Genomic DNA, 25773 nt, shown 5'->3' on the forward strand with positions numbered 1-25773 from the left:
GGAGTCCGCAGGCCCCCGGCCGAGCCGGTGCGGGCCGCTGTCGACGTCCCCTTTTCGCCCTTCACCCCATCGAGGTCTTCGCCGTGTCCGAAATCGTGCTGTCCGGCCTGTCCTTCTCCTGGCCGGACGACACCCCCGTCTTCGACCACCTGTCCGCCACCTTCCCGGAGGGCCGCACCGGCCTCGTCGCCCCGAACGGCGCCGGCAAGACGACCCTGCTGAAGCTCGTCGCCGGCGTCCTGAAGCCCTCCGGCGGCAGCGTCGTCGCAGACGGCCTGCTCGGCTACCTCCCGCAGGACCTGCCGCTGAGCGGGGAGCCGTCCGTCGCCGAAGTTCTCGGGGTCGCCCCGGTGCTCCGCGCACTCGCCGCCGTCGAATCCGGGGACGTCGCCGAGGAGCACTTCACCACCATCGGCACCGACTGGGACATCGAGGAACGCACCCGCGCCCAGCTCGACCGGCTCGGCCTCGCCGACGTGGCCCTCGACCGCACGCTGGGCACGCTCAGCGGCGGGCAGATCGTGTCCCTGGGCCTGGCTGCGCAGCTGCTGAAGCGCCCGGACGTGCTGCTGCTGGACGAGCCCACCAACAACCTGGACCTCGACGCGCGCCGCAAGCTCTACGCCGTGCTCGACGACTGGTCCGGCTGCCTGCTCGTGGTCAGCCACGACCGCGCGCTGCTCGACCGGATGGACCGGATCGCCGAGCTCGACCGCGACGGCATCCGGTTCCACGGCGGCAATTTCACCGCCTACGAAGAAGCCGTCCGCGCCGCGCGGGAGGTTGCCGAGAAGAACATTCGCAGCGCCGAACAGGAGGTCAAGCGCGAAAAACGGGAGCTGCAGCAGGCCCGCGAGCGTGCCGCGCGGCGGGCGAGCACCGCGTCGCGCAACCTCGGCAACGCCGGGCTGCCCAAGATCTTCGCCGGCACGATGAAGCGCAACGCGCAGGAGTCGGCGGCCAAGGCGGACGGCACCCACGCGGCGCGCGTCGGCGCGGCCAAGGCCAAGCTCGACCGGGCCGAGCGGGAACTGCGCAGCGAGCAGAAGATCAGCCTGCAGCTGCCGCGGACGGAGGTCCCGGCGGGCCGGACGCTCTTTCTCGGCGAGGGCCTGCGGGTGCGGAACCTCTTCGGCGACGGCGCCGAGCTGGCGATCCGCGGCCCCGAGCGGATCGCCCTCACCGGCCCGAACGGCGTGGGGAAGTCGACGCTGCTGCGGCTGGTGCAGGGCGACCTCGAACCCGACGCCGGCACCGTCACCCGCGCCGAGGGCCGGATCGCGTACCTGTCCCAGCGCCTGGACCTGCTGGACGACGACCGCAGCGTCGCGGAGAACCTGGCGGCGGCCGCCCCGGCGCTCCCGGCCGCCGAGCGGATGAACCTGCTGGCCCGCTTCCTGTTCCGCGGCTCCCGGGTGCACCGGCCGGCCGGCGTGCTGTCCGGCGGGGAACGGCTGCGCGCCACGCTCGCCTGCGTCCTGTTCGCCGAACCGGCCCCGCAGCTGCTGTTGCTGGACGAGCCGACGAACAACCTGGACCTGGTCAGCACGGCGCAGCTGGAGAGCGCGCTGACGGCGTTCCGCGGCGCGTTCGTCGTCGTCAGCCACGACGAGCGCTTCCTGGCCGGGATCGGGATCACCCGGTGGCTCCGGCTCGAGGACGGCGAGCTGCGGTGACGTACAAGGGTGACGTCGGGCGACGGTCGCCGCGGGTGTGCCGCGATTCCTAGCGTGGTGAAGTCACCCGCTGAAAGGAAAGCCATGTCCGAAGTGACCTACACCGCTGTCGCCACCTCCACCGCGGAGGGCCGCAACGGCGGCCGCGCGACCTCCGACGACGGCGCGCTCGACGTCACCCTGGCCGTGCCCGAGGCGTTCGGCGGCGCGGGCGACGGCACCAACCCGGAGCAGCTGTTCGCGGCGGGCTGGGCGTCGTGCTTCGTCGGCGCGGTGCGTCGGGTCGCGGGCGCGAAGAAGGTGCCGCTGAACGACCTCGCCGTGGTCGCGGAGGTGACCCTGCACCACGACACGGAAGCGGGCGAGTTCCGGCTCAGCGCGGTGCTGCACCTGGAGGCCTCGGGCATCGACCAGGCCACGGCGGACGACCTGGTCCGCAGCGCGCACCAGGTGTGCCCGTACTCGAAGGCCACGCGCGGCAACATCGAGGTCACCCTCGACGCGACGGTCGCGTGATGCGGCGCGCCGTCACCGCGCTGGCGGCCGTGGCGATCGCCGGGGCGGGCGTGCTCACCGCCGCCTCCCCCGGGGTCGCCGCCGCGCCTTCGCGCCCGAAGCCGACGGTCGTCCTCGTCCACGGCGCGTTCGAGGACGCGTCCGCGTGGGCGCCGGTGACGCGGCAGCTGCTGGCCGAGCACTATCCGGTCATCGCACCCGCCGTGCCGCTGCGCGGGATCGCGGCGGATGTCGCGTCGCTGCAAGGGATCCTGGACGCGGTGCCGGGCCCGAAGATCCTCGTCGGGCACTCGTACGGCGGCCTGCTGATCAGCGAGCTCGCGGGCCGGACGGCCGACGTGCGGGCCCTGGTCTACGCGGCGGCGTTCATCCCGGAGGCGGGCGAGACGGCCGGGCAGCTGAACGCGCAGTTCCCGGGGTCGCTCATCGGCCCGGCCACCACGCACGCGGTGGGCCCGGAGCTGTTCGTGAACGCGGCGAGCTACCCCTCGCTGTTCGCCGCGGGCCTGCCGGCGCTCGACGCGGCGGTCGCGGCGGCGGGCCAGCGCCCGATCCTGGCGGCGGCCTTCGACGAGAAGATCACCGCGACGGCACCGGCGGGCATCCGGAAGTACGCCCTCGTCGCGTCCCGCGACCGGGCGATTCCCCCGGCGGCGGAACGGTTCGAGGCCCGGCGGGCGCACGCGTCGATCACCGAGGTCGACTCGCCGCACGCGATCGCCTCGGCGGCCCCCGGCGCCGTCGTCGACGTCATCCACCGCGCCACCCGCTGAGGAAAGGGGCCCGGTTTCCGGGCCCCTTTCCTCACATCCGGGCGGCGTCCAGGATCGCCTGGGCGAACGGGCGCGGTGCTTCCTGCGGCACGTTGTGGCCGATGCCGTCGAAGATGCGGTGCTCGTACTTGCCGGTGAACTTCGCGCGGTAGGCCTTCCCGTCCTTGGCCGCGCCGTCGAAGTCGCTGCCGATCGTGATCGACGGGACGCCGATCGTCGCGCCCGCGGCCAGTTTCTGTTCGTACGCCTCGTACTGCGGCTCGCCCGGGGCGAGGCTGAGGCGCCAGCGGTAGTTGTGGATCACGATCGCCACGTGGTCGGGGTTGTCGAACGCCGCCGCGCTGCGGTCGTACGTACTGTCGTCGAAGGGCCAGGCCGGGGACGCGTTCTTCCAGATCAGCTTGTTGAAGTCGTGGCGGTTTGCCGAGTAGCCCGCGCGGCCGCGCTCGGTCGCGAAGTAGTACTGGTACCACCAGCCGAGCTCGGCGGCCGGGGCCAGCGGCTGCTGGTTCGCCTTGAGGTTCGTGACGATGTACCCGCTCACCGCCACGATCGCCGTGCAGCGTTCCGGCCACAGCGCGGCGATGATGTCGACGGTCCGGCCGCCCCAGTCGTAGCCGCCGAAGACGGCTTTGTCGATCTTGAGCGCGTCGAGCAGGGCGACGACGTCGAGCGCCACGGCCGTCTGCTGGCCGTTGCGGACGGTGTCCGCGGACTTGAACACCGTCGGGCCGTAGCCGCGCAGGTACGGGACGATCACGCGGTGACCGGCGGCCGCCAGGATCGGGGCGACGTCGACGTAGCTGTACGGGTCGTACGGCCAGCCGTGCAGCAGGACCACCGGCTGCCCGGTCGCCGGGCCGAACTCGTGGTAGGCCATGGAGAGCACCCCGGCGTCGGCGTGCTTGACCGGCCCCATCGACGTGTGCTCCCCCGAACCCGCCCGCAGGTCCGGGGCCGGCGCGGGGGCGGGGGCGGCCGCGGGGGTGCCCGCCGAGCAGGCCGCCAGGGACGACGCCGCGAGCCCGGCCGCGAACGCCTGCCCGAACCTTCTCCTGCTGATCATCTGCTGCTCCTGTGCGAAAGACCGTGGGACTTTCACCACGTTAGGAGCGGTTTGGTGACCTTCGCGCCCGTCGGGTGACGCAGCCGGTGTACGTCACCCGCCGAGGGTCTTCAGCGCCCCGGCGAGGTCGGCGCGCGAGCTCACGCCCAGCTTGGGGAAGATCCGGTGCAGGTGGGTGCCGACGGTCCGGTGCGAAAGGTACAGCCGCTGCCCGATCTCGCGGTTCGTCAGCCCTTCGGCGGCCAGCTCCGCGATGCTCAGCTCGTGCGGGGTCAGCTTGTCCCGGGCGTCCGGGCCGCGGTTCGGGCTCGATTCGCCCGCGCTGCGCAGCTCGCGGCGGGCCCGCTCGGCCCAGGCCGTCATGCCCAGCGCGTCGAAGGTCCGGCGGGCGGTGCGCAGGTGCGTCCGCGATTCGACGACCCGCCGCTGCCGCCGCAGCCACTCGCCGAACGCGAGGTGGACGCGGCCGCGTTCGGCGGGCCAGCCCGCGAGGTCGGCTTGCAGGGCTTCGGCGAACCGCTCGTCGCACGGGTCGAGCACGGCCCGCGCGTACCGGAGGCCGATCTGCAGGGCGGGCGACGGCGTGTCCAGGCTTTCGAATCCGGCCAGGACCTCGCGCAGCTCGCCGGTCCGCCCGGCCCGCACCGCGGCCTCGGTGAGTTCCGCGACGCAGTAGGCGCGCAACGCGAGCTGGTACGCGGGATCGGCCGGGTCGAGCAGCCGGCGCAGGTCGGCGAACGCGTCGTCGAACCGGCCCTCGCCGAGGTGCGCCAGGCCGCGCGTGAGCTGCACGGTCGCCAGCACGGGCCGGGCGCCGGCCGCGAGCCCGCCGCGTTCGGCCTCCTCGGCCAGGGTCTTCGCCTGCTTGTGGTCGCCGCGCAGGGCGGCGATCTCGGCCTGGACCGCGGTGGCCAGCCCGGCCATGAACGGCTGGCCGGTCTCCCGGGCGAGCCGGACGGCTTCCGCCGCGGCCGGCACCGCGCCGGCGAGGTCGCCGAGCCGCACCCGGCTCCACGCGAGGACGGCCAGCGCTCGCGGCAGCACCCCGAGCCGCCCCTGGGCCCGCAGCCCGGGCGCGGCGGCGGCGGAGAAGCGGGCGGCGAGGTCGAAGGCGCCGACCTGCAGCGCGGCGCTGCCCAGGTACCGGTCGACCTCGGGGTCGGCGCCGGTCTTGGCGACCAGCTCCCGCAGGTGGCCCAGGACGGCTTCGCCGCGTTCGAAGGGCGCGACGTACGCGGTGACGGCGACGATCCGCGGGTCGCCGTCCGGGACGGGCAGCCGGTCGGCGACGTCCAGCAGGGCTTTTCTCGCGGCCGGCCCCGGCTCGGTCCAGAAGCAGCGCATGGCGGCGCTCCAGAGGATCCGCAGGGCGGCGTCCGGGTGCCCGCCGTCGGCGACGGAGGCGGCGGTCCGGGCGAGTTCCGCGACGCGCGCCGGGTCCTCCCGGACGCCGTCTTCGAACTCGCTGAGCAGCCGGCTCGCGGTGGCCCGGCCGCGGGGGTCGGCGGGGCCGGCGGCGTGGACCAGGCGTTCGGCGGTTTCGCGCCGCCCGGACTCGACGGCCAGCTCGGCGGCCAGCAGCAGCCGCTCCGCCCGGCGTTCCGGCCGGTCACTGAGCCGGGCGGCCTGTTCCAGGGCCGCGATGGCGGCCGCGGCACCGCCGCGGAAGCGGGCCCGTCCGGCGGTGCGTTCGAGCTCGGCGGCGACGGCCTCGTCGGGCCCGGCGGTGGCGGCGGCCTGGTGCCAGGCACGCCGGTCGGGCTGGTCGTGGAGGGCTTCGACCAGGGCGAGGTGCGCGTTCCGGCGGTCGAGCGGGGTGGCGGAGGCGGGAATGGCGGACCGCATGAGCGGGTGGCGGAAGGTGACGGCTCCGGCGGAGAGCTCGATCAGCCGGGCCTCGGCGGCGGGGGCGAGAAGGTCGGTTTCGGCGGACGTCCCCAGCAGGGCGCCCGTCGCGTCCAGGGTCTCCGCCAACGATGTCGTCTCGTTCAGCGCCGCCACCAGCAGCGCCGTCCGGGTCTCGGCCGGCAGCACCGCCACCCGGTCGCAGAACGTCCGCTCCAGCCGTTCCGTCAACGGCAGCCGCGGGTCGAGCCCGTCGGAATCCGCGATCGCCGACGGCAGCTCCGTCAACGCCAGCGGCAGCCCCGCCGCCTCCGCCAGCAGCCGCGTGCGGACCGCCGGGGCCAGCCGGGGCGCCACCGAGTCCAGCAGCTCCGCCGCCGCGTCGGCCGGGAGGCGGTCCAGCACCATCGACGCCAGTCCCGCTTCGAGCAGCGGGGACTCCTCGCCGTCCCGCAGCGTGGCGACCAGGACGATCGGCTCGGTCTCGATCCGCCGGGCCACGAACGCCAGGACGTCCGCGCTCGCCCGGTCCAGCCAGTGCACGTCCTCGGCGACCAGCAGCAACGGCTTGGCCGCGGCCGCCTCGGCCAGCAGGGTCAGCGCCGCCAGCCCGACCAGGTACGCACTCGGCCCGGCTCCCGGCGCCAGCCCGAGCGCCGTCCGCAGGGCGTCCCGCTGCGGCTCGGGCAGCTCGGCGATCCCGGCGCGGACCGGGTGCAACAGCTGGTGGAGCCCGGCGTACGCCAGGTTCCGCTCGGCTTCCGCGCCGGTCGTCCGCAGCACCCGCAGCCCCGCGACCGACGCCGCGGCCGCCGTCGCCGTCACCAGCGCCGACTTGCCGATGCCCGGCTCGCCGCGGATGACGACGCCGCTGCGGTCCTCCGGGCCGTCGACGAGCTCGCCCAGCTCCTTCAGCTCGGTGTCCCGTCCGCTCAGCGCCATGGAAACGACCTTACCCAACGGCCGTTTCCCCAGCTCAGAGCCGAGTGACGTACGGCAGCAGCGTCATCCGACGGGCGCGGGCCCGGCGGCCGGACCCCTACCGTTCCCCCGCAATGACCAGCGACCGGAGAGACAGATGAAACGCCTCCTTTTCGCTGCCGCCGTGCCGTTCCTGCTGACCACCGTCACGCAGCCGGCCGCCTCGGCAGCAACCCCGGCCCCGTGCGCCGCCGTCGCGGTGCCCGCGCCGTCCGGCGCAAAGATCGAATCGGTGCAGGCCGAGCACCAGCCGTCGTACTGCCTGATCACCGTCACCCTCACCCACACCGGCAGTGACCACGTCAAGGTCGCCGTGGCCCTGCCGGACACCGGGTGGACCGGCCGGCTCCAGGCCCTCGGCGGCAGCGCCTACGCCGCCGGCAACTTCGACGCCCTCGCGCCGGCGGTCAAGGACGGCTACGCCGCCGTGACGACCGACGCCGGCGTGTCCCTGGACGGCCTCGACACGTCCTGGGCGGTGAAGGACGGCCAGGTCGACCGGACCCTGCTGACCAACTTCGCCACCCGATCGGTGCACGAAGAGGCCGTCATCGGCAAGGCCGTCACGCAGCGGTACTACCAGCGCCCGATCTCGTACTCCTACTGGACGGGCTGCTCGACCGGCGGCCGCCAGGGCTACTCCGAAGCCCAGAAGTACCCCGAGGACTTCGACGGCATCCTGGCCAACGCCCCCGCCGTCGACTGGACGCAGTTCGCGGTCGCGACCCTCTGGCCGCAGATCGTGATGAACCAGAGCCACGACTTCCCCAGCACCTGCGTCCTTTCGGCGTTCCGCACGGCCGCGGTCCAGGCGTGCGACGCGAAAGACGGCGTGACGAACGGCATCGTCGACCGGCCGGACGAGTGCAGCTACGACCCCCGCAGCCTCGTCGGGACGAAGGTGGTCTGCGACGGCCACGAGTTCACCGTCACCGCGGCGGACGCCGAGGTCATGCGCAAGATCTGGGCCGGCCCGACCGACGAGCACGGCCGCCGGCTGTGGGCGGGCCTGCCGAAGGGCGCGGACTTCACCTGGCTGGCCGGCACCCAGCCGGGCCCCGACGGCACGCTCACCGCGCCGGGCTTCCCGGTGGCCGTCAAGTGGGTGCAGTCGTTCCTCGAGAAGCAGCCCGCCTTCGACACCTCGAAGCTGACGTACGCGCAGTACACGGACCTGTTCCGCCAGTCGGTGCGGGAGTACGACGCCGTCATCGGCACGTCCGACCCGGACCTGTCGGCGTTCCGGTGGGCCGGCGGCAAGCTGATCACGTTCATCGGCGCGAACGACCAGCTGATCCCGCCGGGCGGCACGCTGTCCTACCGCGCCCAGGTCGAACGCACGATGGGCGGCGCGCACCGGGTGAACGACTTCTACCGGCTGTTCCTGGCGCCGGGGGTCGAACACTGCTTCGGCGGTGGCGGCCCGGAGCCGACGAACGCGCTGGGCGCGCTGGTCGACTGGGTCGAGCACGGCAAGGCGCCGGCGACCCTGGCGGCGGCGTCCGCGGACGGCAAGACGCGCGACCTGTGCCCGCTCCCGCGGGTTTCCCGCTACACCGGCGGTGACCCGGCCACGGCGTCGAGCTACCGCTGCCGCTGATCTCCGGTCCGCGAGCGCTTCCCCCGGCGCTCGCGGACTGGACTTGCGGGTCCAAAATCCGCTCGGCACGCTGAAGCCATGGCACTCGACCAGTACTACCTCCTCGGCCGGTCCGGCCTCCGCGTCAGCCGGCTCGCCCTCGGCACCATGAACTTCGGCACCGGCGGTTTCCACGCCGCCTACGGCAGGACCGAGGCCGAAGCCCGCCCGATCTTCCGGAAGTACCTCGACGAGGGCGGCAACTTCGTCGACACCGCGGACTTCTACACCGCGGGCGAGAGCGAGACGATCCTCGGCAAGCTCATCGCCGAGACGCACTCCCGCGACCGGCTCGTCCTCACCACCAAGTTCACCAACACCGTCGACCCGGCCGACCCCAACGCCGGCGGCAACGGGCGCAAGCACATGATCCGCGCGCTGGAGGCGTCGCTGCGCCGCCTGGGCACGGACTACGTCGACCTCTTCCTGCTGCACACCTGGGACCGGATCACCCCGGTCGAGGAGGTCGTGCGCACGCTCGACGACCTCGTCCGCGCGGGCAAGATCCGCCACCCGGGCCTGTCCGACGTCCCGAGCTGGTACGCCGCGCGGGCCCAGTCGCTGACGGAGGCCCACTCGCTGGCGCCGATGGTCAACCTGCAGCTGCCGTATTCACTGGCCGAGCGGGAAATCGAGACCGAGCACGTGCCGATGGCCCGGCAGCTCGGCCTCGGCGTCACGGCGTGGAGCCCGCTGGCCGGCGGCATCCTCACCGGCAAGTACCGCGACGGCGGCACGGGACGGCTCAGCGACGGTCCTTCGTGGACGGAGCGCACCCCGCAGATCCTCGAACCCCTCGAAGAGGTCGCGGCCAAGCTGGGCGTCACGATGGCCCAGGTGGCGATCAACTGGGTGGCCACCCAGCCGGGCCTCGCGGCGGCGATCGTCGGCGCGAGCAGCGCGGACCAGCTCGGCAAGAGCATGGCCGCCCTGGACTTCGAAATCCCGGCCGAGCTGCGCACCCTGCTCGACGAGGCGAGCGCGGTCCCGCCGGCGTCGGTGTACCGGATGTTCACCCCGGGCTACCAGAACTGGATCGTGAGCCCGGGCCTGAAGATCGGCGACAAGCCGGCGGGATACGCGCCCGCGGTGCGGAACTGGTAGTCAGCCCGACACCACCGCGCCGCCCTGGATGACGTGGTGGAACTTTTCCGGCTCGGCCAGGACCCCGATGTCGGCCAGCGGATCGCCGGGTACCACCAGCAGGTCCGCGTGCGCGCCCACCGCCAGGGTGCCGACCTCGCCGGTGAGGTTCAGCAGCTCCGCCGCCGTCGACGTCGCCGAGCGGAGCACCTCCAGCGGGGACTGGACCTCGCCGCGCAGGCGGAACTCGTGGTTCTGGTGGCGGTGCATGCCGCCGAGCAGGTCCGTGCCGTAGACCAGCTTGACGCCGCCGCGGGCCGCGCGGTCCAGGGCCGCCAAGCCGGCGCCGAGGACCTCGTCCACCTTGCGCCAGCTCGATTCCGGCAGCCCGTGCTCGCGGCCCTCTTCCTTGAGGGCCCAGTACGTCACCAGCGTCGGCACGAGGAAGGCGTCGTGTTCGCCGAACAGCTCGACACTGCGGTCGTCGAGGAGGTTGCCGTGCTCGATCGACCGGACCCCCACCTCCAGGGCGCGGTTCACGGCGCGGGCGGTGTAGGCGTGCGCGGCGACGTACCGGTTGGCCGCCTCGGCTTCCTCGACGATCGCCCGCAGTTCCCCGGCCGAGTACTGCGTCGAGTCGATGCGGTCGGTCGGGGACGCCACGCCGCCCGAGGCCATCACCTTGATGTGGTGGGCGCCCTTGCGCAGTTCGTCGCGGGCCGCGGCGCGGACGGCGTCGACGCCGTCGGCCACCCGGCCGAGCCCGGCGCAGCACGGGTGGTCGTCGCGCGCGTTCGTCCCGCGGGTGCGGCTGTCGCCGTGCCCGCCGGTCTGGCTCAGCGCCCGCCCGCAGAACAGCAGCCGCGGGCCGCGGAACAGCCCTTCGGCCTGGGCGTCGGCCAGGCCGTAGTCGGCCCCGGAGGCGTCGCGGACCGTGGTGAACCCGCGGTCGAGCATCCGGCTCATCGTGCGGGCGGCGTGCGCGGCCACGTAGGACGGTGACGACGACGGGAGGGAACCCAGGTCCGCCGTCGACGCCGTGACGTGGACGTGCGCGTCGACCAGGCCGGGCAGCACGACCGCGCCCCGCACGTCCAGCGTGGGCACCTCGGCCGCGGCCAAGCGCGGTCCCACCTCGGCGATGCGGCCGTCGGCACACCGGAGGTCGCCCTCGGTGTATTCACCCGAAAGCGGGTCGAGCAGGCGGGCGTTGCGCAGCAGCAAGTTCACCGTTCCTCCTTGAGCGCGGGCACGGCCAGCGGCGCGAGCGATTCGGCCGCCTTGACGGAAGCCTCGTCGTACGCGCCTTCGGCGTCGAGGATGTTGAGCACGCCCAGGGTCCGCCCGCCGTCGACGACGGGCACGTTGATGATCGAACCGCAGCCGAGGGACTCGATCAGCTCGTGGTCGGCGAAGATCTCCCGCACCGCGGCCCGGTCCGGCCCGAAGTAGGGCTCCTGCGCGGTGATGCAGCGGTCGAGCCAGCCCGCTGCGACCTCGACGGTCTTCTCCCCGCCCACCGGGTATTCCGCCGGATGACTGCTGTGCACCCGCCGCAGCGCCCGGCGTTCCGGGATCCAGGCGAGCACGGTGAACAGCCGGACGCCGAGCTCCGCCCGCACGCGTTCCTCCACAGTGGACAAACTCACTTCGTCATCTCCTTCGCGGCGGCCTTCGGCGCCCCGTGTTCGGTCAGTTCCTCCAGCGAACGGCCCGCGGTCGACAGGCCGAAGACGAGCACGCAGAGCACCCCGGCCGCCAGCACCGCCGTCGTCAGGCCGAAGACGCCGGCGAAGCCGAGGCTCGCCGCGGACAGGCCGATGATCGTCGGCGCGAGGATGCTGCCGACCCGGCCGAACGCGCTGGACAGGCCGGTGCCGCTGGCGCGGATCCAGGTCGGGAACACCTCGGGCGTGTAGGAGTACACCCCGGCGTAGGTGCCGTTCAGGAAGAACGACAGCACCGCCCCGGCGAGCGTGATCGACCACGGCGTGCTCGTCTGGCTCAGCCAGAACGCGCTCACGGCCGAGCCGGCCAGGTAGAGGGCGATGGTGTGCTTGCGGTCGAGCCGTTCGGACAGCCACGCGGCCGAGAAGTATCCGGGCACCTGGGCCAGGTAGATGATGATCGAGAACTCGAAGCTCTTCGTCACCGTGATGCCGCGTTCGACGAGCAGCGTCGGGATCCACGAGAAGAAGCCGTAGTAGGAGAACGTGATCACGAACCAGACGGTCCAGATCACCGCCGTCCGGCGCCGCATCGCCGGGCTCCACAGGAACTTCAGCGCGCTGAACAGGTTGACCTTCGGCGTCTCGGTCACGGGCTGCGCGGCCGCGGGCGGCACCGGCGGCAGCGCGGTGCCGGTGGCCTTCTCGACGTCACGCTCCAGCTTCGCGACGACGTTCTCGGCCTCGGCGGCCCGTCCGTGGGCGAGCAGGAACCGCGGTGATTCGGGCAGGGACCGGCGCCACCACAGCAGCATGACGATCGGCAGCGCGGTGACCAGCTGCGCGACCCGCCAGCCCTGGTCGAACGACGGGACGACGAACCGCCCGATCAGCGCGGCCGCGACGAAGCCGAAGGAGAAGAACCCGGCGAGCGCGCCGACGAACCAGCCGCGCCGCTTGGCCGGGACGAACTCGGACAGGAAGGGCGCGATGATCGCGCTCTCGGCGCCGGCGCCCGCCCCGGCCAGCACGCGGGCGCCGAGGAAGACCTCGTAGTTCGGCGAGAAGGACGCGACGACCGAGAACAGCGCGTAGAAGGCCAGCGCGTACATCATCACCTTCTTGCGGCCGATGCGGTCGCCGAGCAGGCCGGCCGCGATCGCGCCGAAGAGGAAGCCGAACGGAGTCGCCGAGCCGATCAGGCCCAGCTGGCCGTTGTCGAGGTGCCACGCGGCCTTGGCGCTGGGCAGCAGGAAGGCGACGACCGCCGAGTCCATGCCGTCGAAGGTGTAGCCGAGACCGCCGATGAGCAGCAGTTTGTGGTGGGGCCGGCTCAGCGGGAGCCGGTCCAGTCGAGCCAGCAGCGTCATGGGGAACGCCTTCCGTCGGGGAGTGCCGACAACATAAACTGCAGTTCGACAAAACTGCAACGTCTGTTGCAAAACTCGGTGGGTTACGGTGCACGCGACCTGGAGGGAGACCACTGGTGGCGGAGACCGACGACGGTTTCGAGGCGTGGCTGCGGGACCGGCTGCCCGAGCGGGGCCTGCGGCCGAAGTCGGCCGCGGTGCTGGAGGTGCTGGTGTCCCAGCCGCGGCGGGCGTCGTTCGGTTCGACGGCCGAGCTGGCGCAGCTCGCCGGCGTCAACGTCGCAACGGTGACCCGCACGGCCCAGGCCCTGGGCTTCGCCGGCTGGCCGGCGCTGCAGCAGGAGCTGCGGGCCCGGTACATGTCGTCGTTGAGCGCACCGCAGGTCGCCGAGGAACACCGCGGTGTCGACTCGCCCGGGTCGGCGTCCCTGCGCCGCGACCTCGACAGCCTCGCCCTGCTGAACCGCCGGTTCGACGAGAAGGTGCTGCGCGTGGTCGCCGGCGCGATCGCGGCGGCCCGCCGGACGCTGGTGATCGCCGACGGCAGCTACGCGGCGGTCGGCATCGCCATGGCGCACAACGCGCGGCTGGCGGGCTACGACGTCCACGCGGTGACAGCCGGCGACGCGGAGCTGGCGAACCAGACGGCGAAACTGACGTCCGACGACGTCCTGGTGGCGATCAGCTTCTGGCGCCTGTACGAGAGCACGGTCCTGGCGGCGAACGAGGCCCGCACTCGCGGCGCACGGGTGTTCGCGATCACGGACGCGGCGAGCCCGGCCCTGGCCGGAGCGGCGGAGCAGGTGCTGATGGTGCCGGCGGAGGGCGTGACGTTCTTCCCGTCGCTGACCGCGGGCATGGCCCTGGTCCAGGCGATCGTGGCCCAGCTGGCCGCAGCCGACCCGGTCCGCACGAGCGCGTCGATCGAGGCGGCCGAAGCGATGTGGTCCCGCTTCGACCTGCTGCACCGGCGCCCGTCGGCAGGGCCGCGCTGATCTCCGCAGCCACTACGGCATCCGGGTGAATTTTTCGCGGGCGGGCGCCGCCGGAGCCCGCGGCAGCCTCGCTCTCCCATCAGGCGAGGTGCAGCAACCAGGCATTTTGCCGTCACCCGGTGGGCCACCAAGCCGACTGCCTGGCCATCGCCGGCCACCGGGCATTCGGCCGGAACCCCGCGGCCGGTGACACCCCAGCCGCACTTGCAGACGACCAGGAAACCACACCTGCGGACGCACGGGAGGAATCCCCGGCAAAGGATCATCCCCCTTTTCCCGCCCACCGGCGAAACGATCATCATTCGTCCCTTGGCCAGCCGGAATTCACCGCACCGTCGAATCGACGCCGCGGGGTCCATCACCAGCACGTGAACCACCGGACCCATGTCGCCACCGAAAAGAGACATCGCGCCACCTGGCTGACTGCCGACCATCAATCCGCCCCCGACCTCGATGCCAGTGCGCACAAGGGCGCCACCACCAACGCCTGGCCACGAGCAGCCAACAGGCGATTGGCCAAATACCGATACGACGCAGTGCAAGACGCAATCCATCGAACAGCAAGACACCATTGCGCTCCGGCGAACACTTCGCGAGGTCAGCGCTTTCTCGGCATATGCTCAGGTCGGACAACCCGAACGAGGAGCCGGCAAAGTGCCCGAACGAGAATCCGAAAAACTATACCGAGCTCGCCGTGAATCGACGGCGAAGATCGACAACAGCCGGCATTGCCTGCCAAGTTCGGGCCCCCATTCTTCACGCTCATCTCGGGAAACCTTTTCTCCGCGACAAGCATCCCGGACCCACTCACATTGCCGCTGCGGCCGATCACCTCGCGACTAGGGCAGTCGCCCGTCCGAGGGGCGGACCCATGTCCTAGAGGGACCGATTGGCCTAGTGTCCCGTACACTCCGCAACGCAAGCATCCCCTGACGCGACCCGGATGCGAACCGGCCGCGTCGCCGATACCGGCTGGCCCACGCCCGCCAGAAACGAGGTGGCCGTGCCCCGCGGCAATGAGACCCCCGCGGTGGTCGACCGCAGCCGCCTCGCCTGGGTCAAGAGCTCCGCCAGCTCGAGCGGCACCGACGCGAACTGCGTCGAGGTCGCGGCCGCCGAGGCGTTCGTCGCCGTGCGCGACTCGAAGGACCCCGGCCCGATGATCGTCTTTTCCGGGACGTCATGGTCGGCATTTGTCCATTCTTCCGCCGACCCACGCGGCTGACACAGGGAACGGCACCTTTCCGGGGCCGGCCGAATCCGGCCCGCAGAATCCGGCCACACCCCGTTCGTGCTGCTATCATTCTGCCAGCTGGCAGACAGCTATCACCCTGACGAACGGGGGTGCGAGCCATGACCCGATCATCACCGCTCGTCAGTCAACGCCGCGTACTGGCCACGATCCGCGAAGCTCGCGAAGCTCTTTCCCTTACGCAACGGGAAGTCGCCGAGGCTCTGGATTGGTCCGTTTCCAAGATCATCAGAATAGAAAACGGATCGGTCGGGCTGTCGATCACGGACTTGAAGGCCCTTCTCCTCCACTACGGCATCACCGATCGCGACCGAGTGGAAACCTACGTCAAACTGGCGAAAGCCGGCAGGCAGCCGGCGTGGTGGGATGAATACCGCCGCCTGCTCAGCCCCGACTTCGTCAAGTACATCGGCCTCGAGTCGGCGGCGATCTCGGTCCGGCAGTACCAGTTGCACCTCGTGCCCGGCTTGCTGCAGACCATCGCGTACACCCGGTCGCTGATCCTCGGGAACAGCGAAGACCGGGAACTCGCCGACCGGCAGGTCCGGATCCGGCGCAGCAGGCAGGCCAGACTCGACGACCCGGAACTCGAGCACAACTTCATCCTGGACGAATCCGTCCTCCACCGGCAGGTCACGGATCTGCACGACTGGCGGGAGCAGCTCCAGCGCATCATGCAGGTTTCCCGGCAGCCCAACGTAACGGTCCAGATCCTCCCTTATTCCGCGGGGTGGATCGAAGGAATGCAGAGTTCGTTCACCATCCTCACGGTGACCGAGCAAGTGAACGACCTGCACCTCAGCATAGAACGCCCCGACGGCGACCAATACTTCGACGATGTGCTGGGCGCCGAAAAAGCGGTGGAATTCGGTAAGATCTTCGCCCGCCTCGAGGCCGCCGCCCTCCCGCCTTCGGAAACACCGCACGTCATCGAGGAAAGCCTGCAGAATCGTCACTGACCGTGGTGGAGCCGTGCTCGTCCCCGGGGCCGCCCCTGCACACACGCCGGCGCAGGGCGGCCCGGGGACGCTGCTCAGGACCGGGCCTGACCTCCGTCGGCCGAGCTCATCCGCTTGGTGAAGCGGGCCGCCACGTCTCGCAGCTTGATGTTCGTGTGCTGGGACTCCACGATCAGACGCTGCATCGCCGCATCCTCGGTGACCCGGTGGATCAGCATCAGCATGCCCTTGGCCTGCTCGATCACCGCCCGGGTCTCCATCGCGTTGTGCAGCTCGTCCGCCAGCCGGCGGGCCTCGCGGTAGCGGCGCGTCAGCCGCAGCACCGTCTCCACGCACAGCGTGAACAGGCGCAGCACCTTCGTGTCGAACTCGTGGTAACCATGGCTCTCGAACGCGAACAACGTGATCGCGCCGACCAGGGTGTCGTCCACCCGCAGCGGCACCGCCAGGTAGCTGCCCACGCCGAGTTCCTTCGCCGCGGCCACGAATTCGGGCCACTGGTCGCCCGTCTCGGCGACCGCCACCCGGACGACCTCGCCCGTCAGCGCCGCGAGCAGGCCCGGACCGTCGCCCGCCGCGTACTGGACGTCGTCGATGCGCTGGGCGCGCTCGTCGGTGAAGGCCGCCGTCTGCGTCACGCCGTCGCGGACCACCATGATGCTGGCGAGGTCGGCGTCCGGGACCACCCGGACCGCCTCGCCGCAGACCGCGTCGAGCAGCCCCGGTGTGTCGGACATCGATTCGAGCACCCCGACGAGATCGGCCAGGACGGCGTTCAGCTCGTCGACCCGCTCTGCCATGCCGTCGCCAGTGGTCGGCAACGCCCACCCCTCCCATGCGTCAAGCGGCGAGCACGGGATGAGCTCGCCAGCAGCGTCAACAGAGACCACCGCTGGCGTTTCAACGGGTCCGCGGGAATTCTACCGGCCACCAGCCACGGTTTGACGTCGGCCGCGCCGGGTAGCCGCCGAACATGGACAATCCGGCTGTTGACGACGAGCTGTGGACGGAGTTCCACCGGGTGGTGAACATGACCTCGCGCGAGCTGGAGGATTGGCTGCGCACGCGCGACGCGGGCCCGGAGGCCGAACCGCTCCCCGACGAGGCGGGCCCGCCGACGGGCCACCAGGTCCTGACCATCCTGCGCAAGCGGCGGTCCGACGTGGACGGCCGCGACGCGGACGTGATGCGGAAAGTGGTCGACCGGGTGCACTCCGAGCGCCGCGACGACCTGGAACCCACCGCGGGCGAAGCCCACTGGCGACACCGCCTGATGTCGCTCGGCCACGACCCGCTCAAACCCGCGTGACGACACCGAAGGCCACCACCAGCGGGCTGGTGGTGGCCTTCGGTGGTTCCCCGGTCAGCCGGCGATGGCCTGCCAGCGCTGGTTGGGCCCGTTGGTCGGCTGGTACAGGCCGATCCGGGCGCCGTCGTCACGGGACTCGCTCGTGACGTCGAGCAGCTGGCCGCTCGCCGCGTTGACGAACGTCCAGGTGCCGTCGCCGGTGGTGGACAGCGTCCACTCGGCTGCGGGGTCGCACGTGCCCGCCGCAGCCAGCGTCACCGCGCCGCCGGCGGTGCCGAGCACCTGGCCCGTGCCCGCGTTGGTGATGGTGAACCGGTCGCGGTTGCCGTAGCGGCCCGTGCGGTCGGTGAGCGTCCAGCGCTGCGCCGGCGCCGAGGCGTCCGTCGTGCGCTGGACCAGCGAGCCGTTCTCGGCCGACAGCGACTTGCCGCTCTGCACGCCGGTGAAGGTGACCGGCTTGCCCGAGCCGAGGCCCGTGCCGGCCGCCGTCGCGGAGACGCCGTCGACGAGGAAGCTGGTCACCGACCGCGCCGGCACCCGCAGCGTGGCGTGCGAAGACGTCACCTTCACCGGCTTGCCCCGCTTCAGCGCCCCGGTGACGTCGGTGACGACCGGCGTCACCGAAGCACCCGGCCGGACGTTCCGGAACCCGGACAGGTCCAGCGTGACGTCCTGGGCGTCGGTGCCCGGGTTGGTGTGCACGACCGTCGCCAGGTCTTCGCCGCGCATCGCGACCGTCGACGCGGTGTCGTCCACCCCGATCAGCCGGTCACCCGGCCGGATGTAGTGGGTGAAGTTCCGCATCGTGTTGAACTTCGTGTTCGTCCGGACCTGGCAGGTGGCCAGGGTGGCGTTCTTCGGGCAGTCGAACGGGACCTGGATCTCGCCCCAGTTCATCCCGGCCGCGGACTCGCCGCCCGGCTTCATGTTGTTGTAGTCCTCGATCGGCTGCCAGCTGACCCACGCGCTCGGTTCGAGCAGCCGCAGGTCGTCGGTGATCTGCTTGGCCATGCCGAGGCCGGGGTCCATGTCGGTGAAGTCCTGGCGGTCCAGCCAGCTGCCGCCGACCTCGCTCATCCACAGCGGCTTGCCCGCGCCCTTGGCCAGGTCGCGCGGGACCGGCCGGTTGCCGGTGCCGTAGGTGTGCACGTTGAGCCGGCCCGCCGCGGCGCGGGCGTCGGCCGACCAGCCGCTCCAGTCCGCGGCGAAGATGTCCGGGTTGGTCTCGTCGGGCGCGGAGACGATCGCCCGCGAGCCGGCCGCCTTCAGCGCCGAGGCCATCGCCGGGATCAGCTGCGACTGGACCGACGGCCCGAGGTGCGCGCCTTCCTGACGGCCGCCCGTCGGATTGCCGTCGGCGCCGAGCGTGGTCTTCCAGTAGTTCGTGTTCGGCTCGTTCATCGGGTTCACCGACGCGAACTTGATACCGTGCGCCTTTTCGAGCGTCCGCACGACCTGCGTCAGGTACGCGGTGAAGTCGCCGATCTTGTCGGCGCGCAGCTGCTCGTCGGTGGCGTTGAAGCCGCCCGAGACGTACCCGGACACGGTCTGGAAGTACGGCGGCGAGTTGCTGAACGCCTCCCACTTCGTGACCCGGTTCTTGATCCTGTCGACCCACCACCGCTGGTTCGGGTCGGCCTTCGGGTCGAACTCGGCCGGGTTGCCGGGCGTCCACCAGTCCTTGTCGGCGCGGGTGGTGCCGGCCGGTGCCTTCCACCAGCCCGGCACCGCGGCCCCCGCGCGCAGGTACGCCGGGACGTCCGGGGCGTTGCCGCCGCCGACGTTGAACCGGGCGATGTTCAGGTTCAGCCCGTCCGGGCCGAAGACCAGGTCCGCCAGCTTGTTCCGGACGGCGTCGGGGTAGCCGCCGGTCGCCTCGGCCATCCACGCCAGGCTGGCGCCCCAGCCGTCGAAGGGCTGCTGCCGGTACGTCGGGTCCGGCTTCACGGTGACGGCGGTGGCCGCTTCCGCCGGGGCGGCCACGACCGCGCCGCCTATCAGGGGTACACAAAGGACGGTGAGCAAACGCCGCAAGTTCATCGTCGAACTGCCCTTCGCTTCGGTGGGGACTTCTCTCAGGCCTCGGTGTGGCCCAGCAGCGGCCGCGGCACGAACCGGGCCACGGGGTCGAGCATCGTGCCGAGTTCGAGCACGACCAGTTCGTTGGCACCGGCCCGGACCACCGGGCGCGGCACGTAAAGCGTCCGTTGCGGCCCGCGCCGCCAGTACCGGCCGAGCGCGAACCCGTTGAGCCAGACGACGCCCTTGCCCCACTCCCCGGTGTCGAGGAAGAGGTCGGCGGGCTCGTCGACATCGATGTCGGCGCGCAGCAGCACCGGCCCGGCCACCGCGCCCGCCACGGGCTCCGGCGCCGACGGCCGCAGCGAAGGCAGCGTGGCAAGGTCGAACGGCAGCACGTCCCAGCCGGTCAGCGGCTCGCCGTGCAGGGCCGCCCCGCCGATGATGCCCTTCGCCTCGCCGATGCGCGGGCCGTAGTCGACGCGGCCCTGGTCCTCGACCAGCACCAGCAGCTCGCCGGCCGCGCGCGGCAGCGGGAGCGCCCGCTCGTGGTGGTCCCGGCTGAGCGTGCCCACCAGGGCGCCGTCGAAGAACACGGTGGCGCGGTCGCGGACTTCGCCGAACGCCAGCACCCCCGGCCGGTCACCCTCGATCCTCGTGCGCAGCAGCGCGAGCTGCGGCATCGGCGTGAGGTCGTCGAACGCGGGCAGTTCCTCGTGGAACTCCCAGGTGCCCCAGCGGTCCGGGGCGTCGAGCAGCCGGACGGGGTCGCGCAGCGTCGCGGACAGTGTCGGCGCGGGCCGGGCCGGCGGCGGGACGGTGTCGGGCACCTTGTGGTAGCGGGCGATCACGTCCCGGAAGGCGTGGTACTTCGGCGTCGGGTCCCCGGCTTCGTCGAGCGGCGCGTCGTAGTCGTAGGACGTGATCAGCGGCTGGTAGACGCCCTTGTCGTTGGCGCCGTTGGTGAGGCCGAAGTTGGTGCCGCCGTGGAACATGTAGAGGTTGACCGACGCGCCCGCGGCGAGCAGCGCGTCGAGCTCCGCCGCCGAGTCCGCGGCCGGCGTCGTGTGGTGGTGGGCGCCCCAGTGGTCGAACCAGCCGTTCCAGAACTCGCTGCACATCAGCGGCCCGGTCGGCTGGTGCTCCCGCAGGATGGCCAGCCGCGCCTCGGCACCGGACCCGAACGACGCCGTCCGGTGCAGCCCGTCCAGGCTGCCCGCCGCCAGCATCTCCGGCGTCGGCTGGTCCACTGTGGTCAGTGGCACGGTGACCCCGGATTCGCGGGTGTGCTCGGCGAGCGCTTTCAGGTAGCGCTTGTCGTCGCCGAAGGCGCCGTACTCGTTCTCCACCTGGACCAGCAGCACCGGCCCGCCGCGGTCGACCTGGTGCGGGACGACGACCTCGTACACCTTCGTCAGGTACTCGCGGACGGCGTCCAGGTACTTCGGCTCGTACCGGCGCACCCCGACCGTGGGGTCGCGGAACAGCCACGCCGGCAGCCCGCCGTTGTCCCACTCGGCGCAGATGTACGGGCCGGGCCGCACGATCGCGTACATCCCGGCGTCGGCGACCAGCCGCAGGAAGCGGTCCAGGTCGAGGCCGCCGGACAGGTCGAACGTGCCCGGCTCGGGGGCGTGCGCGTTCCACGCCACGTACGTCTCGATGGTGTTGAGGCCCATCCGCCGGGCCTTGTCGATCCGGTCGGCCCACAGGTCCGGGTGGACGCGGAAGTAGTGCAGGGCCCCGGACAGGATGCGGAACGGGCGGCCGTCGAGCAGGAAGTCGTGCTCCCCGATGGCGAACTCAGGCATGCGGGCCCGCCTGCGGGGTCAGCTGGAGCACGGTCCAGGACAAGGGTGGCAGTGTCACGGTGATGGTGGTCCCCCCGGGATCGGACGTCGCGGCGGCGCCGGGTAGCGGCACCGGCCGGACCGGTTGTGCGTCGGCGGTGTTCACGGCGTGGCGGGTCTCGCCGTCCGGTGTGGTCAGGGTTTCGGCGGCGTACACGCCGAACCGGGCGCCGCGCAGGCGGATCCGGACTTCGGTCGGCGACGCCGTCGCGCGGTTGGTGAGGAACACCGCGCCCCGCCCGGACTCCTCGACCGTCGCCGCGACGTCGACGAGACCGACCTCCCCGTGCTGCGCGGTGCGGAGCCGGTCCCCTTCGACGCCCAGCCGCAGGCTCGCCCCGCCGGCCAGCGCGGCGACCCGCTGGAACGGGTGGAACGTCGTCTGCCGCCACGCCGGGCCGCCGGGCTCGGAGCGGATCGGCGCGATGACGTTCACCAGCTGCGCCTGGTTCGCCATGGTGACGCGGTCGACGTTGCGCAGCAGGGAACCCAGCAGCGACCCGACGACGACCGCGTCGGTGACGGTGTAGGTGTCCTCGATGATCCGCGGGTGCTGCCGCCAGCCGCCCTCGGCCAGCTTCGCCTGGTCGACCTCGTTCCAGCGGCGCAGGTCCCAGACGTTCCACTCGTCGACGCTGATCCCGATCTTCTTGTCCAGGCCCAGCTCGGCGAGGGTCTCGTCGATGACCCCGGCCGTGGTGGCGATGTAGCGGTCCAGGGCGGCCGCGCTGGCCAGGTAGCTGTCGGTGTCGCCGTGCAGCTCCTGGTAGTAGGCGTGCAGCGAGATGTGGTCGACGAGCTCGGCGGTGTGCCGCAGCACCGTGCGCTCCCACGAGCCGAACGTCGGCATGTCGGCGTGCGAGCTGCCGGCGACGACCAGCTCGACGTCCGGGTCGATCATCCGCATCAGCCGGGCGGTTTCCGCGGCCAGGCGGCCGTACTCCTCGGCCGTCTTGTGGCCGATCTGCCACGGGCCGTCCATCTCGTTGCCCAGGCACCACAGCTTGAAGCCGAACGGGCGGTCGGCGCCGTTGGCACGCCGCCGCTCGCTCAGTTCCGTGCCGCCGGCGTGGTTGCAGTACTCCAGGACGTCGGCGGCCTCCTGGATGCCGCGGGTGCCGAGGTTGACCGCGTACATCACCTCGGCACCCGCGGCTTCGGCCCACGCGACGAATTCGTGCAGGCCGAAGCGGTTGGATTCGACGCTGTGCCACGCAGGGTCCAGCCGGACCGGCCGGGTTTCGGCCGGCCCGACGCCGTCTTCCCAGCGGTAGCCGGAGACGAAGTTGCCGCCGGGGTAGCGGATGACGGTCGGGCCGAGCTCGCGGACCAGCTCCAGCACGTCGCCGCGGAAGCCGCGATCGTCGGCTGTGGAGTGACCGGGCTCGTACAGTCCGGTGTAGACGGACCGGCCCATGTGCTCGACGAAGGAGCCGAAGAGGCGACGCGGGACCGGGCCGATGACCTGGCCCGCGTCGCCTTCGATGTCGACGGTCATCCCGCGCTGACCGTGAAGCCCTGCTGGTTGCCGTAGTCGACGAGCGCCTGCTGCCAGGCCGCCAGGCCGGCGTCGAGCGGCGTGCCCGCCAGGTAGGCCTTGCCGACGGTGTCGCTGTAGATGCTGTTGGCGTAGGTCTGGTACGGCAGGTAGGTCCAGCCCGGCGCGACGTCCTTCGACGCCTGGGTCAGCACCTGGTTGACCTTCTGGCCGCCGAAGTACGGCATGGTCTCGTCGACGAACGCGGGCGAGGTCAGGTCGGCCGTGGTGGACGGGAAGCCGCCGCTCTTGATGAACGGCTGGACGCCGCCGCCGTGGTTGAGCCAGCGGACGAAGCCCGCGGCCAGCGCCGGGTTCTTGCTCTGCTTGACCACGGACTGGGTGCTGCCGCCGTTCTCCGCGGTGACCGCCTTCTGCCCGTCGTAGGTCGGCATCGGCGCGACCGCCCACTTCCCGCTGCCCGCGGCCACGGAGGAGATGAAGTTGCCGGGCATCCAGGCGCCGGTGGGCAGGGTCGCGATGGTGCCGTCACCGAGGGCGCGGAACCAGTCGTCGGACCAGCCCGCGATCGGCGAGAGCAGCTTGCCCTGGACCAGCTGGTTCCAGACCGACGTCCACTTCTTGGTGCCCTCGTCGCCGAAGTTGATCTTCACGTTCCGGCCGTCGACGGTGAACGGGTGCCCGCCCGCCTGCCAGATCATGCTGAGGGTGAAGCCCGCGTCACCGGTGTCGGCGGTGATGTACTTCGTCGGGTCGGCAGTGTGCAGCTTCTTGGCCGCGTCGACGTACTCGGCCCAGGTCTTCGGCACAGCGATGCTGTACTTGTCGAAGACCTCCTTGTTGTAGAACAGCGCCATCGGGCCGGAGTCCTGCGGCAGGCCGTAGAGCCCGTTGCCGTTCTTGACCTGCGCCCACGTCGAGGCGCTGTAGTCCTTTTCGAACGAGCCGAAACCGTACTGGTTGAGGTCGGCCAGCGAGTCGGTGAGCGCGAACTGCGGGAGGGCGTAGTACTCGATCTGGGCGACGTCGGGGGCACCCGAGCCGGCCTTGATCGCGTTCTGCAGCTTGGTGTACTCGTCCTTGTTGGTGCCCGCGTTGACGTAGTTGACCTTGACGTTCGGGTATTCCTTCTGGAACGCGGCCACCTGGTCCTTGGCCGACGGCGTCCAGCTCCAGTAGGTGATCTCGCCGCCGGCCTTGAGCGCGGCGTCGACGGCGTCCTGGCTGCCGGTGGCGGCGGCGGGGGCGGAGGGCGTGCCCCCGGACGAGCAGCCGACCGCCAGGGCGGCGGCCAGCGCGATGGCGGCGGCCGCCTTCACGCGGGTGCGGATTCTTGACATCGGGTGTCCCTTCACGGCGGTGTGACGGCGGGTGTTACTGCTTAACGCTTCCGGCGCTCAGCCCGGACTGCCAGAACCGTTGCATGAGCAGGAAAGCGACGACGAGGGGAATGATGGTGAGCAGCGACCCGGTGAGGACCAGGTTGAAGATCGGCTGGGCGCCGGCGCCGTTGGCCTGGGCGCTCCACTGGTTCAGCCCGACGGTCAGCGGGTACCACTTCGGCTCGCTGAGCATGATCAGCGGCAGGAAGTAGTTGTTCCACGTCTGCACCATCGTGAACAGCGTGACCGTGATGATTCCGGGGACGAGCTGGCGCAGCGTCACGGTGAGGAAGATCCGGATCTCGCCCGCGCCGTCGATCCGCGCTGCTTCCAGGAGCTCGTCGGGGATGGCGTCGGCGGCGTAGACCCAGATCAGGTACAGGCCGAACGGGCTGATCAGGGACGGGATGATGACCGCCAGCGGCGTGTTCGTCAGCCCGAGCTTGCTGAACATCAGGAACGTCGGCACGGCCAGCGCGGTCGGCGGCACGGCCACCGCCCCGAGGACGACGGCGAACACCGCGCGGCGGCCGGGGAAGCGGTACTTGGCCAGCCCGTAGCCGGCGGCCGTGGCGAGGATCGTCGCACCACCGGCCCCGACCACGACGTACAGCAGCGTGTTCCCCAGCCAGCGGAAGAAGATGCCGTCGTTGTAGGTGAACGTCCGGCCGATGTTGTCGAACAGCGCGAACGAGTCGCCGAAGGACAGGCCCGACGTCGAGAACAGCGCGGGCTGGGTCTTGGTGGCGTTGATGATCAGCCAGACCAGCGGCACCAGCGTGTAGAGCAGGTAGAGCGCCATGAAACCGGTGAGGACACGCGACTTCCGGGGCTTCGTCACCGAGAACTGTGTCTTCGACAGAACAGCCACGTCACATCTCCTTCCGGGAGCCGCGCAGCTGCACGACGTAGGCGATGACCGCGGTGATCACGCCCATCACGATCGCGACGGCAGCGGAGTAGTTGTACTGCTGCCCGTTGAAGGAAAGGTTGTAGGCGTACATGTTCGGCGTGTAGTTGGTGACGATCATGTTCGGCACCAGGTTGCGCATGATGTTCGGCTCGTTGAACAGCTGGAAGCTGCCGATGATCGAGAAGATCGTCGCGACCACGATCGCGCCGCGGATGGCGGGGAGCTTGACGGAAACGACGGTGCGGAACGCGCCGGCGCCGTCGATCGCAGCCGCCTCGAACAGTTCCTTCGGGATCACCTTCAGCGCGGAGTAGAAGATGAGCATGTTGTAGCCCACGAACTCCCACGTGACGATGTTCCCGATCGAGGTGAGCAGCCAGTTCTGCGACAGCGGCTTCACCGAATCGGTGCCCAGCAGGTGGTTCAGGTCCGCGGCGAGTCCGAAGTGGTCACCGTAGATGAAGCCCCACATCAGCGCGGCGACGACGGCGGGGACCGCGTACGGCAGGAAGATCACGATCCGGAAGAACCCGGCGGCGTGCAGCCGGGCGCTGTCGATCGCGAGGGCGGCGATCAACGCGAGCACCAGCATGATCGGCACCTGCACGGCGAGGAACACCAGCACCCGCCGGAAGGCGTCCCAGAACTTCGGGTCGCCGAACACCTGCACGTAGTTGTCGGCGCCGACGAAGACCGTGCCGCCGAAGAAGGCCTGGTCGCGGAAGAGGCTGAGCACGAAGGCGTAGACGACCGGCGCGAGGAAGACCAGCGCGAACACCAGCATGAAGGGGGCGACGAAGAGCCAGCCCCGCCATTTCCGCCGCGGCCGGCGGGCCGCGGGCGCCCGGCGCGCCGGCACCGGGGCGGGCGGAGCCGCTGTGGACGTCATCGTCTCTCCGAGTGGTGATGCGGCCGGGCGCTGGACCCGGCGTGATGTTTACGTCAACATGGACGGCCGCAGAGTAACGTGTTGACGTAAA

At 71.3% G+C, this 25773-nt stretch carries 21 protein-coding genes; 9 read left to right on the forward strand and 12 right to left on the reverse strand.

Annotated elements, in window-relative coordinates; all coding sequences use genetic code 11:
- Positions 1–83 precede the first annotated feature (83 nt).
- The 3 genes from AB0J55_RS27190 to AB0J55_RS27200 all read left to right on the forward strand — a co-directional run bounded on the left by AB0J55_RS27190 (position 84) and on the right by AB0J55_RS27200 (position 2965).
- Positions 84–1676 carry an ABC-F family ATP-binding cassette domain-containing protein gene (locus AB0J55_RS27190; protein WP_364254148.1) on the forward strand — a complete coding sequence of 531 codons (1593 nt, stop codon included), beginning with the start codon at positions 84–86 and terminating at the stop codon, positions 1674–1676.
- A gap of 84 nt (positions 1677–1760) precedes the next feature.
- Entirely contained in the window at positions 1761–2192 is a 432-nt protein-coding gene (locus AB0J55_RS27195) for an organic hydroperoxide resistance protein (protein ID WP_364254151.1), read from the forward strand.
- On the forward strand, positions 2192–2965 hold the full coding sequence (locus AB0J55_RS27200) for an alpha/beta hydrolase (RefSeq protein ID WP_364254154.1): 774 nt from the start codon (positions 2192–2194) through the stop codon (positions 2963–2965). Before AB0J55_RS27195 ends, AB0J55_RS27200 begins: the two co-directional genes overlap by 1 nt.
- Positions 2966–2996: 31 nt before the next feature.
- Here the strand turns inward: AB0J55_RS27200 and AB0J55_RS27205 are convergent, their stop codons facing one another.
- Positions 2997–4031 (reverse strand): alpha/beta hydrolase, encoded by a 1035-nt coding sequence (locus tag AB0J55_RS27205; protein WP_364254157.1) that lies wholly within the window; start codon positions 4029–4031, stop codon positions 2997–2999.
- A 93-nt stretch (positions 4032–4124) separates the two neighbouring features.
- Entirely contained in the window at positions 4125–6818 is a 2694-nt protein-coding gene (locus AB0J55_RS27210) for an AAA family ATPase (RefSeq protein WP_364254160.1), read from the reverse strand.
- Positions 6819–6954: 136 nt separating this feature from the next.
- Here AB0J55_RS27210 and AB0J55_RS27215 point away from each other — a divergent pair, with 136 nt between their 5' ends.
- Both AB0J55_RS27215 and AB0J55_RS27220 read left to right on the forward strand, forming a co-directional pair.
- Positions 6955–8457 carry a tannase/feruloyl esterase family alpha/beta hydrolase gene (locus AB0J55_RS27215; protein WP_364254163.1) on the forward strand — a complete coding sequence of 501 codons (1503 nt, stop codon included), beginning with the start codon at positions 6955–6957 and terminating at the stop codon, positions 8455–8457.
- Positions 8458–8535: 78 nt separating this feature from the next.
- Entirely contained in the window at positions 8536–9600 is a 1065-nt protein-coding gene (locus AB0J55_RS27220; protein WP_364254165.1) for an aldo/keto reductase, read from the forward strand.
- Here AB0J55_RS27220 and AB0J55_RS27225 read toward each other — a convergent pair whose 3' ends face one another.
- From AB0J55_RS27225 to AB0J55_RS27235, 3 genes are read right to left on the reverse strand one after another with little or no spacing between them, the layout of a single operon-like run.
- Positions 9601–10809: an amidohydrolase family protein gene (locus AB0J55_RS27225; RefSeq protein WP_364254168.1), complete on the reverse strand. Its 1209-nt coding sequence runs from the start codon at positions 10807–10809 to the stop codon at positions 9601–9603.
- The gene (locus tag AB0J55_RS27230) at positions 10806–11228 is read right to left on the reverse strand and encodes a GAF domain-containing protein (protein WP_364254171.1); all 423 of its coding nucleotides are present in this window, start codon (positions 11226–11228) and stop codon (positions 10806–10808) included. The genes AB0J55_RS27225 and AB0J55_RS27230 overlap by 4 nt, the downstream gene beginning before the upstream one ends.
- Positions 11225–12616 (reverse strand): MFS transporter, encoded by a 1392-nt coding sequence (locus AB0J55_RS27235; protein WP_364254174.1) that lies wholly within the window; start codon positions 12614–12616, stop codon positions 11225–11227. The genes AB0J55_RS27230 and AB0J55_RS27235 overlap by 4 nt, the downstream gene beginning before the upstream one ends.
- A gap of 116 nt (positions 12617–12732) precedes the next feature.
- On the opposite strand from AB0J55_RS27235, the gene AB0J55_RS27240 reads away from it, so the two are divergent.
- The 3 genes from AB0J55_RS27240 to AB0J55_RS27250 all read left to right on the forward strand — a co-directional run bounded on the left by AB0J55_RS27240 (position 12733) and on the right by AB0J55_RS27250 (position 15822).
- Positions 12733–13611, forward strand: a complete 879-nt coding sequence (locus tag AB0J55_RS27240) for a MurR/RpiR family transcriptional regulator (RefSeq protein WP_364254177.1) — start codon at positions 12733–12735, stop codon at positions 13609–13611.
- Positions 13612–14614: 1003 nt separating this feature from the next.
- A complete protein-coding gene (locus AB0J55_RS27245) occupies positions 14615–14836 on the forward strand; it encodes a DUF397 domain-containing protein (protein ID WP_364254180.1) in 222 nt (73 codons plus the stop codon).
- 128 nt (positions 14837–14964) lie between these two features.
- The gene (locus tag AB0J55_RS27250; RefSeq protein WP_364254183.1) at positions 14965–15822 is read left to right on the forward strand and encodes a helix-turn-helix transcriptional regulator; all 858 of its coding nucleotides are present in this window, start codon (positions 14965–14967) and stop codon (positions 15820–15822) included.
- Positions 15823–15896: 74 nt separating this feature from the next.
- Here AB0J55_RS27250 and AB0J55_RS27255 read toward each other — a convergent pair whose 3' ends face one another.
- The gene (locus AB0J55_RS27255; protein ID WP_364254186.1) at positions 15897–16622 is read right to left on the reverse strand and encodes a GAF and ANTAR domain-containing protein; all 726 of its coding nucleotides are present in this window, start codon (positions 16620–16622) and stop codon (positions 15897–15899) included.
- Positions 16623–16795: 173 nt separating this feature from the next.
- Here AB0J55_RS27255 and AB0J55_RS27260 point away from each other — a divergent pair, with 173 nt between their 5' ends.
- Complete coding sequence (locus AB0J55_RS27260) at positions 16796–17131, forward strand: DUF3140 domain-containing protein (RefSeq protein WP_364254189.1); 336 nt, start codon at positions 16796–16798, stop codon at positions 17129–17131.
- A gap of 54 nt (positions 17132–17185) precedes the next feature.
- Here AB0J55_RS27260 and AB0J55_RS27265 read toward each other — a convergent pair whose 3' ends face one another.
- From AB0J55_RS27265 to AB0J55_RS27290, 6 genes are all read right to left on the reverse strand, one after another.
- Positions 17186–19114, reverse strand: a complete 1929-nt coding sequence (locus AB0J55_RS27265; RefSeq protein ID WP_364254192.1) for an RICIN domain-containing protein — start codon at positions 19112–19114, stop codon at positions 17186–17188.
- A 92-nt stretch (positions 19115–19206) separates the two neighbouring features.
- Positions 19207–20961, reverse strand: a complete 1755-nt coding sequence (locus AB0J55_RS27270) for a beta-galactosidase family protein (protein ID WP_364254195.1) — start codon at positions 20959–20961, stop codon at positions 19207–19209.
- Positions 20954–22498 carry an alpha-L-arabinofuranosidase C-terminal domain-containing protein gene (locus AB0J55_RS27275; RefSeq protein WP_364254198.1) on the reverse strand — a complete coding sequence of 515 codons (1545 nt, stop codon included), beginning with the start codon at positions 22496–22498 and terminating at the stop codon, positions 20954–20956. The genes AB0J55_RS27270 and AB0J55_RS27275 overlap by 8 nt, the downstream gene beginning before the upstream one ends.
- Positions 22495–23838, reverse strand: coding sequence for a sugar ABC transporter substrate-binding protein (locus AB0J55_RS27280; protein ID WP_364254201.1), 1344 nt, complete (start codon positions 23836–23838; stop codon positions 22495–22497). The genes AB0J55_RS27275 and AB0J55_RS27280 overlap by 4 nt, the downstream gene beginning before the upstream one ends.
- A gap of 34 nt (positions 23839–23872) precedes the next feature.
- Positions 23873–24682: a carbohydrate ABC transporter permease gene (locus AB0J55_RS27285; RefSeq protein WP_364254778.1), complete on the reverse strand. Its 810-nt coding sequence runs from the start codon at positions 24680–24682 to the stop codon at positions 23873–23875.
- A 70-nt stretch (positions 24683–24752) separates the two neighbouring features.
- Positions 24753–25682 (reverse strand): sugar ABC transporter permease, encoded by a 930-nt coding sequence (locus AB0J55_RS27290; RefSeq protein WP_364254204.1) that lies wholly within the window; start codon positions 25680–25682, stop codon positions 24753–24755.
- Positions 25683–25773: the final 91 nt, after the last annotated feature.

This window comes from Amycolatopsis sp. NPDC049688 (assembly GCF_040674975.1).
Lineage (GTDB): Bacteria > Actinomycetota > Actinomycetes > Mycobacteriales > Pseudonocardiaceae > Amycolatopsis.